The sequence below is a fragment of the uncultured Pseudophaeobacter sp. genome, from assembly GCA_905479575.1.
In the GTDB taxonomy this organism is placed as follows: Bacteria; Pseudomonadota; Alphaproteobacteria; order Rhodobacterales; family Rhodobacteraceae; genus Pseudophaeobacter.
In genome coordinates this window covers 1-16146 of the sequence record CAJQNB010000045.1, presented here as the reverse complement: position 1 = coordinate 16146, position 16146 = coordinate 1, and the positions used below count along the sequence as shown (strand labels likewise).

General features: G+C 56.2%; 11 protein-coding genes and 2 pseudogenes. 7 read left to right on the top strand and 6 right to left on the bottom strand.

Going from position 1 to position 16146, the window contains the following annotated elements:
• The first annotated feature begins 82 nt into the window (after positions 1 to 82).
• From phnC to QZ268_RS12960, 4 genes are read left to right on the top strand one after another with little or no spacing between them, the layout of a single operon-like run.
• Positions 83 to 856: a phosphonate ABC transporter ATP-binding protein gene (gene phnC, locus QZ268_RS12975; RefSeq protein WP_295453273.1), complete on the top strand. Its 774-nt coding sequence runs from the start codon at positions 83 to 85 to the stop codon at positions 854 to 856.
• On the top strand, positions 853 to 1647 hold the full coding sequence (phnE, locus tag QZ268_RS12970; RefSeq protein WP_295453270.1) for a phosphonate ABC transporter, permease protein PhnE: 795 nt from the start codon (positions 853 to 855) through the stop codon (positions 1645 to 1647). The genes phnC and phnE (QZ268_RS12970) overlap by 4 nt, the downstream gene beginning before the upstream one ends.
• The gene (phnE, locus tag QZ268_RS12965; RefSeq protein ID WP_295453402.1) at positions 1647 to 2456 is read left to right on the top strand and encodes a phosphonate ABC transporter, permease protein PhnE; all 810 of its coding nucleotides are present in this window, start codon (positions 1647 to 1649) and stop codon (positions 2454 to 2456) included. Before phnE (QZ268_RS12970) ends, phnE (QZ268_RS12965) begins: the two co-directional genes overlap by 1 nt.
• 58 nt (positions 2457 to 2514) lie before the next feature.
• Positions 2515 to 3417, top strand: a complete 903-nt coding sequence (locus tag QZ268_RS12960) for an HAD hydrolase-like protein (RefSeq protein WP_295453268.1) — start codon at positions 2515 to 2517, stop codon at positions 3415 to 3417.
• Between the two features lie 49 nt (positions 3418 to 3466).
• On the opposite strand, the gene QZ268_RS12955 is transcribed toward QZ268_RS12960, so the two are convergent.
• Complete coding sequence (locus QZ268_RS12955) at positions 3467 to 4420, bottom strand: AraC family transcriptional regulator (protein ID WP_295453265.1); 954 nt, start codon at positions 4418 to 4420, stop codon at positions 3467 to 3469.
• A gap of 189 nt (positions 4421 to 4609) precedes the next feature.
• Here QZ268_RS12955 and QZ268_RS12950 point away from each other — a divergent pair, with 189 nt between their 5' ends.
• From QZ268_RS12950 to QZ268_RS12940, 3 genes are read left to right on the top strand one after another with little or no spacing between them, the layout of a single operon-like run.
• A complete protein-coding gene (locus QZ268_RS12950) occupies positions 4610 to 5071 on the top strand; it encodes a cupin domain-containing protein (RefSeq protein ID WP_295453262.1) in 462 nt (153 codons plus the stop codon).
• Between the two features lie 11 nt (positions 5072 to 5082).
• Positions 5083 to 6570: an NAD(P)/FAD-dependent oxidoreductase gene (locus QZ268_RS12945; protein ID WP_295453260.1), complete on the top strand. Its 1488-nt coding sequence runs from the start codon at positions 5083 to 5085 to the stop codon at positions 6568 to 6570.
• A 27-nt stretch (positions 6571 to 6597) separates the two neighbouring features.
• Positions 6598 to 7401: an alpha/beta hydrolase gene (locus tag QZ268_RS12940; protein ID WP_295453257.1), complete on the top strand. Its 804-nt coding sequence runs from the start codon at positions 6598 to 6600 to the stop codon at positions 7399 to 7401.
• A 45-nt stretch (positions 7402 to 7446) separates the two neighbouring features.
• Here QZ268_RS12940 and QZ268_RS12935 read toward each other — a convergent pair.
• The 5 genes and pseudogenes from QZ268_RS12935 to QZ268_RS12915 form a co-directional block, all read right to left on the bottom strand.
• Positions 7447 to 7645 (bottom strand): annotated as a pseudogene (locus QZ268_RS12935) (IS3 family transposase); the annotation flags it as partial.
• Between the two features lie 255 nt (positions 7646 to 7900).
• Entirely contained in the window at positions 7901 to 13024 is a 5124-nt protein-coding gene (locus QZ268_RS12930) for an AAA domain-containing protein (RefSeq protein WP_295453255.1), read from the bottom strand.
• A complete protein-coding gene (locus QZ268_RS12925; RefSeq protein ID WP_295453252.1) occupies positions 13017 to 14198 on the bottom strand; it encodes a hypothetical protein in 1182 nt (393 codons plus the stop codon). Before QZ268_RS12925 ends, QZ268_RS12930 begins: the two co-directional genes overlap by 8 nt.
• 1012 nt (positions 14199 to 15210) lie before the next feature.
• A pseudogene (locus QZ268_RS12920) lies at positions 15211 to 15405 on the bottom strand (trimethylamine methyltransferase family protein); the annotation flags it as partial.
• Between the two features lie 18 nt (positions 15406 to 15423).
• A complete protein-coding gene (locus QZ268_RS12915; RefSeq protein ID WP_295453249.1) occupies positions 15424 to 15957 on the bottom strand; it encodes an MBL fold metallo-hydrolase in 534 nt (177 codons plus the stop codon).
• Between the last annotated feature and the right edge of the window lie 189 nt (positions 15958 to 16146).

Here is a 16146-nt window from a genome sequence, read left to right as displayed (position 1 = left end):
TCCGGGACCATTTTTTCCAGCCTGGTGCGTCCCGCTGCGGCGCGCGCCATTGGCACGGCTGCGCTATGCCCGAGGACCCCCAATGCTAAAAATCTCAAAGCTGACCAAACGATATGGCTCCGGCGATCCTGTGCTCAAGGAGCTGGACCTGACCGTCGAAGGCGATCAGTTGACCTCCGTTATCGGCTCTTCCGGGGCTGGCAAAAGCACGCTTTTGCGCTGCATCAATCGGCTGGTTGAGCCCACATCAGGCTCCATTGATCTGAACGGCACCGAATTCACCACCCTGAACCGCCGCGAGTTGCGCACTGCACGCCGCCGTATTGGTATGGTGTTTCAGAGCTTCAATCTGATCGACCGTCTGACGGTGATGGAAAATGTCCAGTCGGGCCGTTTGGGGTATATTTCCACCTGGGCGGCGTTGACCCGCCGCTATCCGCGCGACGATATCCGCCACGCCTATGAGCTGATGGAGCGGGTTGGCATTGCCCATTACGCCGACAAACGCGCAGATGAGCTGTCGGGCGGCGAACGTCAGCGGGTCGGCGTGGTGCGGGCCTTGATGCAGCGCCCAGAAATTCTGTTGGCGGATGAGCCTACGGCCTCGCTCGACCCCAAGACCTCCGAGCAGATCATGTCACTGCTGCGCGATCTGGCCTCTGAGCTGAAGTTGCCGGTGATCATCAACATCCACAACGTCACCGAAGCCAAAGAATACAGCGACCGCATTGTCGGCATGCGCTACGGACGGATCATTTTTGATGACCTGCCGGGCAAGCTGGACAAGCCTGAAATGGATGAAATCTATGCCGGGGTGCCGGCTATGGATCGCGCCGAAGTCGGAGCCGTGGCATGAGCACCGATAGAACCAGCTGGCGCAAGCCGGCCTTTATCAAAAACCCGACGCTTCGCTACGGGATCTATGCCGCGCTTGCCATCTATGTTGTTGTCACCCTGGCCACATTGCCCATTGATTGGGACCGGGTCTCTGACGGGATGCGCCGGGCGCAGCGGATTTTTAACGGGGCTTTTCCGCCAAACTTTGAACGCTCTGGCCTGTTGATCGACGGCTTTCTGGAAAGCCTGAAGATTGCCATTCTGGCAACCGTCGGCGGCATTGCCCTGTCGGTGCCGCTGGCCTTAATGGCGGCGCGCAATATCTCGATCAAGCCGATCTACTTTCTGGGGCGTGGCATCATTATCGTGGCGCGCAGCTTTCACCCGGTGATTGTCGCCATCATCTTTGTCAAGGCGGTTGGCTTTGGCCCCTTTGCCGGCGCCCTGACGCTGGTGGTCTATTCCATTGGCTTTGTGGCCAAACTGCTGGCCGAGCGGATCGAAGAGATCGACTTTGGCCAGGTTGAGGCGATGCGCTCGGTTGGCGCGGGCTTTCTCTCGACCCTGGTCTACGCAGTGATGCCCCAGATCATGCCACGGCTTGTGGGCCTGGGCATCTACCAGCTGGACAGCAACCTGCGCGCCTCTGCCGTGGTTGGGATTGTTGGGGCAGGTGGCATTGGTGCCACCCTGGCCAATGCCTTTGGCCGCTACGATTATGATTTTGCCCTGGCCATCACCATGGTCATTGTCGGCGTCATTCTGGTGTCAGAGGCGGTGAGCGGATTTATCAGAAAGCGGATCGCATGATGGACAGTCAACCTTCGCAGCAGACACTTGACCATTGGTCCCGCTTTACCCTGCGCCAACGCCTGATGCGCTATGGCGGCCTGATGTTCACCCTGTTGATCGTGGCCTGGGCTCTCAGCAGTATTGACGTAATCTGGGAATGGGTCTGGGACGCGCCGACACAAATGGGCGATCTCTTTGGCCGGATGATGCCACCAGATCCCAGCAATCTTCCGTCGATCCTGGAGGCCATCTGGCAGACCGTGAACATCGCCACACTGGCCACCATGTTTGCCGTCGTGGTGTCGCTGCCGGTTGCCTATATTTCGGCGCAGAACACCACTCCGAACCGGGTGACCCTGTGGATTGGCCGCTTCATCCTGGTGTCGTCCCGTTCGGTCAACACCATTATCTGGGCGCTGCTCTTTGTGGCTATCTTTGGTCCTGGCATTGTTGCGGGCATTGTCGCCATCATGTTCCGCTCTATCGGCTTTCTGGGCAAACTGCTGGGGGAAGCCATCGAAGAGATTGATCACAAGCCCGTCGAGGCCCTGGAGGCCTGCGGGGCCTCGCGGTTCAAGATCGTGCTCTACGCCATTGTGCCGCAAGTGATGCCCGCCTTTTTTGCCATTGCGATCCTGCGCTGGGACATCAACTTGCGGGAATCCACCGTGCTGGGACTGGTAGGTGCGGGGGGCATCGGCATGATCCTGCAGGGGGCAATTGATACCTTCAACTGGCCCGAGGTCTCGATGGTGTTGCTCACTATCCTGGCGCTTGTCGTGTTTGGAGAGGTGGTTTCCTCTTACATGCGCAAGAAAATCCTATAAGCCTTTTGGCGGCCAGTCCTGCTGGCCGCCAGATGTATTTAGTTTCAAGGCACCCCCAATGATCGACACAAAATGGGCTTTTCAACGCTATGAGAGCCTGCGGGCAGCCTTGCCCAGTGCAGCCTTTTGTCAGGATTCCCGCACCGGGCGCGATCTCAGTGATACAGCGCCGGATTTTGACGCCTATATTCTGGATGCCTTTGGCGTTTTGAACCGGGGCGAAACGGCCATCGAGGGCGCGGTGGAGCAGATGGCTGCGCTGCGCGCTTTGGGCAAACGGCTGATCGTTCTGACCAATGCGGCCAGCTATACGCGCGGCGAAATTCTGGCCAAATACCACCGGCTTGGCTTTGACTTTGACGCCTCTGAGGTGGTCTCCAGCCGTGATGTTGCTTTTGCCAATCTTCCCACATTGCCACCGTCACAGGTTTGGGCCGCAGCTGCAGCGCAGGGCGATGATTTCAGCGATGCGCCGACCTCTGCCCGGATTGCCCATTTGGCTGATAATCCTGACCTGCTGAACACCGCCGGTGGGATCCTGCTGCTGTCCTCTGCCCGTTGGCGCGAGGTTGACACCGCTGCGGTGGTGCAGGCGCTGCAAGACCGCCCTCGGCCTCTGGTTGTCGCCAACCCGGATCTGGTCGCCCCGCGTGAGGAGGGGCTGTCGTTGGAACCTGGCCTGATTGCACATGACATCATTGCCCAAACGGGCCTGCGGGCGGAGTTCTATGGCAAACCCTATGGCAATGCTTTTGAGGTCGCCCTGAACCGGCTGGCGGGCATCCCCCGCCACCGCATCGCCATGGTGGGCGATACGCTGCACACCGACGTTCTGGGCGGCGCAGCGGCCGGCATCGGCACCATCCTGATTACAGATCACGGCTTGTTTCGCGGCCACGATGTCGCGCCCTATATTCGCAGTTCTGGAATTCGCCCGGATTGGGTGGTTGCCACGACCTGAAGGCATAGTTGCGCTGTCTGGAGCGGTGGGTCGCTAACGCTGTCGGGTCTTAGGAGAACCGGTTCTGCGCCAGGGTGTCCCTGGGAGAGCAGCCAAACACCTCACGGTAGGCAATGGAAAACCGGCCCAGATGGAAAAAGCCGGCTTCATAGGCGATGCCACTGACCAGGGTGTCCTTTGGCAGTGTCTGTGCCAGTAGATGCGCATGGTTCAGGCGTTGTCGTTGAAGAAAGCCAACCGGGGTGCAGCCAAGGCTTTGTTGAAAACTCAGCTGCAAGCTACGGATACTGCAGCCTGCGGCAGCTGCGATCTGGGCCACGGTGATCGGATCGGTCAGGTTTTCCAGGATATAGGTGCGGGCGCGATTGATCTGCGGCGACGACACCTGTGGCTGGGCCTGGGTCATCAGATGATGCACCGTGCTGGGTTGCGCCATCAGGAACCCTGTCATCAGTTCCTCTTCGAACAGGGTTTGGTGCTTATGCTGGCTGTCTCCGAAGGCGCCTTTTTGGTCGGCCACAGCGACGGCAGCCCGGAATTTTCTTTCCCAGCTTTGTAGCGCAGGTGATTCCAACTCGACCTCGGGGTCGAAAACGATGGGATGAGACAGCGCGTGCCCCAAAATCCGCTCGGCCATCTGGTGCAACGCGGTGGCGTCAATCTGCAGCAACAGTTTCTCACAGCCCCCATACCAAACCATATGGGTGTCGCGCGTTGGGTTGAGAACGGACCCGGTTCTGTGTGTTGCCTCTACCGTCTTGCGTCCATTGCGGACCTTGGCGGCGCCAAGCAGTGGAATTTGAACAAGATAAAAGTCACTCAGCTCTCCGGGGTTGATCGTCACATCGCAGCCATACCGCATGTAATTCAGCGACAGGCTTTGCCCTTGGGCCTGGCTATGACAGGCGTCAAATCTGTCATGCGCGGCACCTGGGATCAGATCGTGATCGCAGAATTGTTCAGCTACTGAGGCGCGCACAAGGTCAACGTCAGTTGACCGCAACAGGCGGTGCCTGCGCAGGGGGTCAGCCGATTTGCTTAGGAATACAGGTCCCATCCCAAGCAGCCTAAAAAGTTTTAAACTTAAAGCAAGCACTTTCGAGAATGCATTTTTTTGCGCAATTTGGACAAAGCAAACCGAGACTGCGCAGTACGCTGTTTGTGACATTTTGTCATAACAGGGAAAAATAACATGAAAGAAACAGCCGGAGTTACGTCAACCGACACAGGTCTCGAAGGCGCGGTATGGAACGTCGTAGGCCAGATTTACACCCCCAAACTGCACTCGGACAATGCCATGATCTGGCACGCGGTGGTGCCTGCAGACACCTTTGTCCCGCCGCATGTTCATCCGACCCAGGATGAATGGATCCTAGTCGTCGAGGGTAACCTGGAAGTGGATTTTGGCTATGAAGAGGGCAATGTAAAACCCAACAAAGCCGGACCAGGCGATTTGATCCGCATGCCCATGGGCCTGGCACATGGGGTCTATAACCGGTCAGGGGCCGAGGCAAAATGCGTCTTTGGCGTGGCTCCGTCGCGCAAGATCTATGATCTGTTCTGTGCCTTGGATGGTGTAACGGATCCCGCAGAACTGGTGCGTATCTCCGCCCTGCATGAGGTGGACTTTCTGCCGCCACCCCCAGAGGCGTGAGGAGAGCCCAGATGGTGAGTAGAAAAACAGTTGCCGTCATTGGCGGCGGTGTTGCGGGCCTAGCCGCAGCCAAGGCATTCGACGAAAAAGGCCACCGCGTCATCGGCTTTGAACGCAGTCACGATTTTGGCGGCGTCTGGGAATTGTCGCGCTCCTACCCTGGTGTGCAAACACAAAGCCCAAAGGAGCTGTACCGCTTTACCGATATGGCGATGCCGGAAGCCTATCCGCAATGGCCAAAGGGTCCGCAGGTGCACGCCTATATCCATTCCTATGCCGCCAAGCACAAGCTTGGCCGACTGTATCAGCTGCACACGGATGTGGTGGGAATGGAGCGGCGGGCCGATGGCAATCCGGGTTGGACGCTGACGCTGGAGAGTGCAGGGCGAACCCGCAAGCAAGACTTTGATTTTGTTGCGATCTGCACCGGTCAGTTCTCCTATAAGAACATCATTTCCCACCCCGGACAGGAGGCATTTATTGCGCAGGGGGGGCAGGTCATGCACTCCTCGGAGTATACCGATTCAGAGACCGCACGGGGCAAGCATGTCGTGGTTTTGGGGGGCTCAAAGTCTTCAACCGACATCGCGGTGAACGCGGCGGATCATGGGGCCAAACAGGTGACCATGGTCTACCGCAAGAACGTGTGGCGGGTGCCTTACTTCATTGGCGGCATCAACTTCAAACACCTGCTCTATATGCGCGCGCAGGAGATGCAGTTTAACAGTTGGGGGCGGAGCCCGCTGCAAAAGCTGTTTGCCGCAGTCACCAAGCCGCTGGTCTGGGCCAATTTCCGCGGGCTGGAAACCATGCTGAAGCTGCAATTAGGGCTGAAGAAATGGAACATGGTACCGGAAACACCGATCGAGAAAGAAGCCTCTTGTTCGCTGCCGCTGGTCACTCCGGGATTCTTTGAAACGCTGAAATCCGGCAAGCTGAACCTCGTTCAGGGGTCGATAGACCACTATGAGGGTGACAGCGTGGTCTTCAGCAACGGAGAGCGGGTGAAATGTGATGTTTCGGTTCTGGCCGTGGGGTGGAAACTGGGGGTTCCTGTTTTGCCCGAGGCATACCGCGAAAAGCTGATGGAAAGCGATGGGCAATACCGGGTCTATCGGTTGTCGGTGAACCCGGATCTGCCTGAGGTGGGATTTGTCGGTTTCAACTCCAGTTTCTGTACCATTTTGTCGGCGGAAATGATCGCCAACTGGCTGGTGCGCTATGCGGATGGACAACTTGCTCAACAACCAAGTGAGGGTGAGATGAACAGCAATATCGACATGATGCTGAACTGGCGGCGCAAGGAACGTCCGGCTGCTCAGGTCTATGGCGGCCTGTGTTCGGCCCCGTTCCATTTCAAGCATTTTGATGAATTGCTGGCGGATATGGGGGCAACCAAGACCAAGCGGTCAAACCCTCTGGCTGAACAGTTCTCGTTTCCCGATGCGGACGCCTATGGTGAATTCCTCGCTTCGGCGCCCAAGTATCAGGCCGGGTAACGGATGACAAAAACGGAGTATAGTGACATGCGCGATTGGGATGATGCCTTCAACAACATGGGGCATGTCAAAGGCTCTGATGCGCTGCCCGGTTTCTGGGCAGCGCGCGCTGCAGATTACCGCAAGGGACCGGTGCGGATCGACAGCGATATTTCATATGGCGACAGCGCGCGGGAAGTCTTCGATCTGATTTGGCCGGACACCCCGCCCCGTGGCGTTCTGGTTTTTGTGCATGGCGGGTTTTGGATGCGGCTGGACAAATCCTATTGGACTGATCTGGCAGAAGGCGCGCGGGCGCATGGCTGGGCGGTCTGCATTCCCAGCTACACCCTGACACCAGTGGCGCGGATTTCAGAAATAACCAAACAAATCGCAACAGCCATCGAGGCCGTTGGACACCGCGTTGATGGCCCCATTCGGCTGGCAGGCCATTCGGCGGGGGGACATCTTGCGACCCGAATGATCTGTTGCGACAGCCTGCTACCGCCCAAAACATCTGCCAGAATTGAAAAGACGGTATCAATCAGCGGATTGCACGATCTGCGCCCTTTATTGCGTACTGCGATGAACGCGACCCTAAAGCTGACGGAGGCGGAAGCCGCTGCCGAAAGCGCCGCCTTGCGACGACCGATTGCTGGGGCCAAGGTCACAGCCTGGGTTGGTGGCGCGGAACGGCCAGAATTTTTGCGCCAATCGCAGCTTCTGGCGATGATGTGGGATGGCCTGGATGCGGATACCAATCTGGTTGTCGAAAAGGGTCACAACCATTTCACCATTCTTGACAGCATGACATCGCCCAATTCCGCCCTTTGCAGCGAGTTGGCCGATTAGGTAACATGAATCGCCCCGGTTTTACCGGAGACCTATAGCTTCATTTTACGCAACCATATCGAGCACGTCACGCTGCGCATCGAAGTTCTGTTCAGCCTCCGCTGTTTGGGATGTTTCCGATGGGGTCGAACAGGCGCCGGTGATTGAACCAATCGACCCAGCAGAGTGTTGCGATTTCCAGATCCTGCATGTTGCGCCACGGTCCTTGGCGATGGACCAGCTTAGTTTTGTTGAGACCGTTTATGCGCAGGTTGCGCACTTTGCAAAGTCTTGCCCTTTTCCTAAAGCTGACCTTCAGTGACACGGTCACAATATTTGTTTTAAACCTACTTAGGTCAGGTCTCTTTCATCCTAGGCTCGCTCGCAACGCTGTATGTTTCGGCCATTTTTCGAGATTTTTTTGCAGGCAAACTGCGAGATTTGGGAATCGAAATGTTCGGACCTTCTCATAAGAAACATCCCTTTTCAGCGCGAGGCTGATGGAAGCCTTATTCCGCATTCAATTAGGTTCGCCTTCTAAGTACGCCCTTACCACTTCAACAACCCCCGTAGGATTGTCCCGCCATTCCCGCAAGGTGACGGTCACAGCCTTCCATCCAAAAGCTTCCAGCAAAATGGCACGTTCAGTCAAAACTTCTAAAGTGGCATGGGTTGCATAGGTCTCTTTGCTATCGATCAGAATGGCCAGCTTAAAGTCGGCTTCATCTGCCTGGCGGACGGCGACATCGACGCAAAAGCGGGACATGCCGTGGTTGACCACCGCAACAAATTCGCGCTTTTGCAAGGCTGCGGCAATCTGTTCTGCGGCCGCATTCACAGGTTTTTCGCTCCGGTCCGCATTGCTCATCACCGCCTTAAGCGCCAGACCTGCTCCTTGCTTATCTCCGATTGAGGCAAGTTGCGCATACCGCAGGAAAGTCTTCAGCGCGTTGGCACCTGCATTATAGTCGTTGGTGATCTGCTCGGAGGTGATCGACGACACAACGACCATGTTTTCCTTCGCACGCGAAAAGATGACATTCAGGCGCTTTTCGCCTCCGACCTTGTTGATGGGGCCAAAGTTCATCCGCATCTTGCCATTTTCCGGCGGAGCATAGCAGATCGACAGCAAAATGATGTCTCGTTCGTCGCCCTGCACATTTTCGAGGTTCTTTACGAAAAGCCCGATGAATTCACCATCTTTTTCGCGTTCAAATTCAGTTTCGAGCTTGCGAGAAAAGTCCTTGTCAGTACGTGCCAGATCTCTCAAAGCGTTTTCAATCTCGGATTGCTGCGCCTCCGAGAAGGCAACGATGCCAATGGTTTTTTGACTGTTCTGAGCAAGGATGTCGCGCAGCAGATGGGCGATATAGCGCGCTTCTTCGGCGTTTCGCCGCAGGGCATAAACACCGTCATTGATCATATGGTAGGAAATCGGACGCGCCAAAACCTCGGATGCGGTTAGCGGCGGAGCCCCTGCGTCCAACACATCGATCTGAGGTTGCTGCTGCCGGTTGTGTGTAGCCGGAATGGTCAACAATTGCCCATTGTAAAAGGCCCCGTTGGAAAAGCTTATCAGCTCCTCGCTGCGCGATCGATAGTGCCAGCTGAGCATGGTCGATTTCAATCGTTCCGCCGCAAGGGTCAGAAAGCTGTCCTGCTCCAACTCAAAGTTGAGATCTTCTTCAGCGTCATCAAACTCCTCGGCAGCGTCACTACTGCCAAAGAACCGCGACGGCGGCAGTTGCATCTCGTCTCCCACAACGATGATCTGCGGCGCACGCATCAATGTTGGCACCGCATCTTCTACTGGAATTTGCGATGCCTCGTCGAAGATCACCACATCAAACAGATCGGAATCAAGTGGCAGGACATCCGCCACAGAAAGCGGGCTCATCAACCAGATCGGCTTGATGTCCGGTATCAATGCTCCGGCAGGACCACCTAACATTTCACGTGGCGACCGATAGGCGCGGGTCTTTTTGAATTCATGTTCTAATGCCCGACGCGCCTTGGCATAGGATGATTTGCGCGCCCGGTCTTCCATCGATAGGTTGCGATCCATTTCAGCAGTCAACGCGATATGGCTGTCAAAGGTTTCCATAGCGCGCAGTTCCAGCAAGGACGCATTGACCTCTTGAAGCGCCTTCCGGCTTTCTGCGATCTTTGTGCGCGCCCGTTCCAGCATGGAATGATCAATAGCCGTCAGGCCAGGAGTCTGGAGCAGGCTACGGCGCACCGTCTCTGACAGGATTTCTGCGTGCAACTGATCTGTGGGTAAATCGAGGTTGCGCAAACAATGCCAGATCGATGCAGGCGCTTCTGCCAGCGGCTGCAACATGAACTTCAGATTACGCAAATGCGACCGACTTAGGGCGAGCGCATCAAGCGCCGGGGCCAAATCAGACAATGCCAATGTATCCAGCCCATCAATCAGACCGGTCGCCTCTTTCAACAGCCCTTCGACCACCGGAGCGTGGCGGGCCAAAGCCAGCACCTGACGTTCCGAATTGTCCGGATCGCTCACCACCTTGGCCAGGATCGGATCAGCAGCGACGCCTTCTGCCATTCTCCCTGCGGCCCGTTCTGCGACCAGTGTGGACAGGGTTGCAAAATCGTCAAATCCATATCGCCCAGCAGCTTGCCGCTTGGTTTCAGCCAGGGCCTCTCTGGCTGTATGTTCAGCATCAAGCTGCGCCAGAAGATCAACCACAGAGGGCGCAACTGCGGCATCCACCGTCCGGGTGCGCGCCGAAATGGTTTTCTTCAATTGCCGCCAAGGGCCAGACAGGAATGACAGGAACTTGCCTTCCTTGTTCTGCGCCAGCCGCAGCGCTGTTTTGGTTTCATCCGGGGTCAGTCTCTCGGTCCAGGCGGACGCTTTTTCAGTTGCTGCAGCCAAGGCACGCTTTTTCTCCTCTACCAGACGCAATTCGCCTTTGAACTGGCGGCTTTCGCGGCTTGCAGGGTCCAGCAGGCCTAGTTGTCCCACCTCCGCCATTGCGGCAACACGCGCAGCAAACTGAATTTGCGCAAAGCCAGCACCCGCGGTGGTGATCTCACCAAACAAATCGGCGTCTATCCCGCTCAACCGCTTGGCGCGTGACGCCAGATTTGCGGCTCGTTCCGGCACCTGATCCAGGGTCTTGTCATCTGCCCAAAGTGCCGGGGTCAACAGTCTCTCGGGCCGTTGTGACAGACATTGCCCCCCTGCCAAGCCTTTGGTTCCGGTCAGCGCGCGGTCTACCGCATCCTCATACTCCAACCAATCGGACAGATCAGGCAACAGGTCCCGATCATTATCATCCAAACCCATAGCAGGGGCGCTCAGCGCGCGGTCAATCACGGAATAAAGCGCTTCATTGGTCCCAACCGCAGCCCAGGACATGGCCTTGATGTGCACGCGCACATCAGCCAGCGCTTCTGAAATACGTCGTAGCAGTGCCGTACGTTCATCCGTCAGCATGGCCATGGTCTTAGGACGAGCTTCACCGGTCCAGCGCGTGTAGATCTCTTCCAGCTCTTGAATGAAATCGCGCTTGTTTTGCTGACTGTCGTGCACAAGACTACACAGAGCCCCAAGGCCCACACCCGTCAAACGGTTGAACACCACATCAAGAGCGGCGCGTTTTTCACAAACGAACAGCACACGTTTCCCTTGCCCGATGAAGTCCGCAATCAGGTTGGTGATGGTCTGTGATTTGCCCGTACCCGGCGGGCCCTGAATGACATAGCTTTCCCCACTGCGGGCATTCAGAACCGACTTTTCCTGACTGGGATCCATTTCGATGACTGGATAGCGGTGTTCCGGTTTGGGCAGGTTAGGAATGCTGCCGGTATCAAAATTGCGGTCATTGAAGAGCAGATCAAAGGTCGCATTTGGCGGCAACTCACCTGCCAAGACGGAATCATAATCCCGCACCAGCGACATTTTTCGATAGTTAAAGTTGGCAAGGGTTACCGAGCAAAGATCAAAGCTCCAGTTAAAACGTCCATCAGTGTCCTGTGCCGCAGAAAAGGTTGTCGCCTCACGTTCTGTCATCGCAGGGTCGACCACGTGAGAGGTACTGAACATCCGCGGCAGTGCGCGCCCCATCACGGCCTGATTGGGAGCCTGTGCGGGGGTAACATATTCTTTGAATAGCTGTAGCCCCAGCGGGTTAAATCCCGGATGCTCATAGGAATAGCGCAACCCAGATCGCGCCCGCCTGCCTTTAACCATGCCAACGCGGCGCTTGTTAAACTGATCTAGTCGGCGGCGCACCTTCTGGTGCAATACCTTGATGCGTGGTTTGTCGGCATATTCCAGGCGTACACCGGGCTCGCTGGACAAAATCTGGGTCTCGATAAGTTGATAGAGATCCTGCAGAGCCTCCGGTTGGGACATATCCACCGTTCTGGGCAGTTTGATGCCAAACAGCTTTTCCAGCGCAAAGGACAAGGCCGGATTGACCTCGGCCACTGTATCAAGCGCTTTTAGGGTGAAGACATCCTTTACCCCCTTGCGGCGCTTCAATTCTGCCCGCAGCAACAGCAGCGGCGAGGAAATCGGCACATGCGGGTCGTTCTTCAAATCATACCAACGCAGGAATACGGGCACCAAGCGTAGTGGAGCTGCGCCATATTCCCGCTCAACCCGCGCACTTTCTGAGCGTAGCTTGGACAGGACTGATGGCGCAAACTGCATCTCTTCAAATCGAATGTAATCCCGCAAGGCAACTTCTTTGCCCGACAGCAGCATTTGCATGGCACGGCCATCGGCGGTGAACAGTTCTTCGGATTTGATCGCCTGAAAATTCATCACCAAAGGCACGGATGTTTCTGTCAGGTTCAATTCGGTCGAGACAGGCTTGTGGTAGATCAGCCGATTGCGCCTGGTCATATCATATAGCCGGGCGCGCAAACGCTTAAGCAGCTCACCTCTGGGCAAATCGGCCTCTGCCCCGAATGAAGCGCTCGTTGTCAGTTCATTGTCAAAAACCGACCCGATCATGCGATGGTTTTCAAACGCGCGGATCAGGGTGGGCATGTCCTGTGCTCGGTTAAACCGTTCCAACTCTGTCATGCGCTCGATCGCGCGACAGATCACCGGGCTAAGCCGATTGTTCAACTGGGCCAGATCACTGCGGTAGCGGGTAAAGGTTTCGAGCTGTTCCTTCTGCCGAAAGTCAAGACCGGTCGCAAGCGAACCGATGATCATTCCCAGCCCATAGATATCAGTGATCGGGTCGTGATGGCCCGCTTCGATTTCCCAGGATCGGTACTGGGTCAAAAAACACGGGCTGGCTTCGGCATCCTCTGCAACTTTTGCGTCATGCACTTCTGTGCCGATTGCATCATCAGAAGTCACCCTGAGCTCACTCACGACCTTGATGCCGCTCATGGCCTGCAAATCCTTGCGGCTGCGAACTGCGCGGGCCGATGCTGGTGCTTTTGCTTCCGACTGAATAAAGAACAGGTGACCATGATCCGTTTTTAGCTTAGCCAGGGGAAACAACGGAGCCACTTGCCCGGCATCATGCGCCTCTGCGACCTGCTGCATCAGGGGCAAAACGGCGGCCAACAGGTCCTCATTCCCGACTGAATGCGTTTCATTCCAGCTTTCAAGAAGCTCAAAGAAACCATGTTTGGCAACATCAATCATTGGGCACCTCCACAAGCGCCTTGCGCAGTGACGCTAGCTTTTTCTTGGGCACACCAAGGTCCTTGATGATGCGCGGGGTAATCGCATCCGACAGCCCGTACTTGTCGGCGAACTGCATTGCCTCTAACAAGGGTTCGTCTTCAAGATCCGGATCCGCCGCTGCAAAATCTAGCAGAACCGATGCCATGTAATCCTTCACATCCTCGCTTGCCTCAGTCAGGCGGGACAGGTCCGTGTCTTCGGATGGGATCGTTGTGCGGTCAAAAACTGGGAAGTAGGCGCGGGCGTGCGCCTCGATCTCCTCAGACTGAGCCCAATCGGCGCTCAGAAATTTCTGGATCATCAGGCGCGTCAGATCGGTCAGTTTGCGCTGCGCCAGCAGGTCCAGCCGTTCCAACCGATCATCACCTTCCACCAACTTCGGAAGACGCGCGTCGGCGGTCTCTTTGTCCTTGGCCCAATCGGCAAGAGCAATCGCACGGATGTAGGTTTCGGGATGTGTCCCCCCCTGCGAACCGTCCTTCTTGTTCAGATCAAGCGCCTCCGCGGCCTGTTCGAGATAGGTTTCAACCGAAAACTTCTTCAGCCCGGACCCAACCTTGATCAGCAAGGAAATTGCTGCATCCCGGTCCTCACAGACCATAAGCCCGACCCGGTCAGCAAAAATCTCCTGATAGATCTGCGACAGCCAGAGCGACTGCAGATGCGCAGGGTGTGATCCGTTTTCCCCGCAAATCCACCCCAGCATCCGATCAGCCGTGAAATACCGCCCATCCTCGCGGGTCTTGTGCAGGTAATGCGCCATCTCATGGCCCAGCAGGCTGCGCAACTCAGCGTCGCTGAGGATATCAATGGTCTCGCCCTCGAACATGATGTTGATCTCATTGGGAGTATAGATCAACGCAGCATTCCGGTGACTTCCCGTGCCCTGAAAAAGGTTGAGCGGCACGTCAATCGCAAGCGTTTCTTTCACTTCGCCCGCGATAGCAAACAATCTGTCATGCGACCCTGCGTCCAATCGCACTGCATTTTTCAGCAACATCAGTCGGTTTTCATCAAAGGCCTGTTCTGTCAATTTGTCAGAGGCAAACCAGGCCCAGATATCGGCCTCTTCGCGCTGCAAAAAATCGGCGAGCGCGTTGTGGTAATTCAGGAATGGCGGGATTTCGGACAAAGGCTTTTCTCGCGTAAGAACTGAATGGTCTGGTCAAAAATGAAGGGAGCATAATATTGCCCACCCATGGCAATAAGGAACTGACCAACCATCATCAAGCCGCAAGAGGCTCCTGACCGGGGACAACTGTCCCCGTCTTACCCAATTTTCGCAATAATCGCGCAGAGGCCCAGCAACGTTCAGACCAGTGTGAACTACGAACGGACGGATATTCTAGCTTCGGAGGTCTGTTCTTGCCGCGAATAACTAGCATTTGTCGGTGGCTGGAAGGCAGCAGGGAAGGCGTTGTTTCAGTTTCAGCACAGTGCAAGCAAAAGGCTGATGTGCACCACATCATGGCTTTCTTGCTGGTCACGACTAATGTTCTCTACCTGTGGCCATTAATTCAAGGGTATATTTCGGTCTCATCGGGTTCATGGTTCTCTCCGAGGTCGGCGTTGCCGCCTCATAATGGCGTCGGGGATGCTATATTGCATTGCGATCGTGATACTCTCCACAACACGGACCTTTCCACCGGTGTCAGTCGGGTTGGCGAACGTCCGGTTCCGCGAGGTTTATGCGGAGTCACCAACCGCATTCGTGGGCGCCTTCGTGAACGGACTTGTCGTGACGGTTCTGTTAAACGTCGTGCTCTTCGGTGAAAGTGTGCTGGGGTTTGAAGCCTCGACGATCGTCATTGGAAACGGCGTGGCTTACTTGGGTCGTATCCGGACCTTGTGAGTCCGAACTGTGCAAGTCTACGGCCTGCTATCGGGCCTGGTTGAGCGCCGCCACGTCCAGGCGATGCTTGCGGAAAAAGCGGAAACCCCTGCCGCAGCGAATAACCTTCGCAAGCGATTGATCCAGCTATTGGATCACGCTATCAGCTTGGATTGGCGTGGGGACAATCCCGTTCGGGCGACTAACCCCTATCGTAACACCGGGACTGGTTTCCATTCTTGGGAAGAAAAAGAGATCGCGCAGTTTTTTGCGGTCTACAAACCCGGCACATTGGCCCACCGAGCAGTTACCTTGAACTGTGCAGCGCAGGCATCATATGGCTAAGCTTGTGGAACATCGCCAGATCGTCCAGCGTCGGATTGCGCCGCACGTCGTCGAGGTCGCGCAGGAAGGGGGCACCAGTCATCGGAACGAAGACCGAATGCTTACCGCCCAGACGCACATTGTTCGCCGGGTTGCGCGCGTGATATGTGAAGTCTGACGGAATGGCGCGGTTCGGCCCATTTCAAATCTCAAAGGTTTGCAAATCTTTAACGATTCCTGCCTCTCCAGTGAATCGTTCAGCCAGGTTGGCGCGGGCCTTTGCATGTTCTTCCTCGTTGTCCATGTGAATCCTAAAATGGCTGAGAAACAGCCGTTGGACGCCTGCTTTTTCGGCCATATCGGCCACTTCACCCGGGTCTGGGCTGAACGGCATCAGGGCAGGATGCAGGACCTCGCCAGACCCGCGATAGCACCAGTGCAGCAGGAAATCGGCATCTTGGCAAAGCTCCGTAATATCCGGATTGATCCCCGTATCGCCGGAATAGACGAATTTCCTGCCACCTGCCTCAACCGCGAAGCCAAGGCATTCGAGAATCGGCTGCGCGTGATTGGCGCGCGCTGATGACAGGCGCCAGCCATTTCCCTCATAAGTGTAGCCCGGGTCTATCTCGGTAACTTCCGGTGCCGGCCAAGGCCGTGGCAGTGTGCCGCCACGGGCGACCCAAACCTGTTGGCTTTGCGGCAGTTCAGTACGGGCTCGCAGGTCGTTGTTCAAGGCCCCGTTGCGCCCGAAATAGGCCTCTGTGATATCGGTCAGTGGCTTGGGGCCAAACACTTTCAAGGGGGCTGCGCCTTCATCCCACGCCTGTGAACTCACGGTGAAGTGCAGTTCTTGATATCTCGTTTTACTCCAACCGGTTCTGAATTTCCATCAGGTTGCTTTCAAAGACCTCAGCGGGCGTCC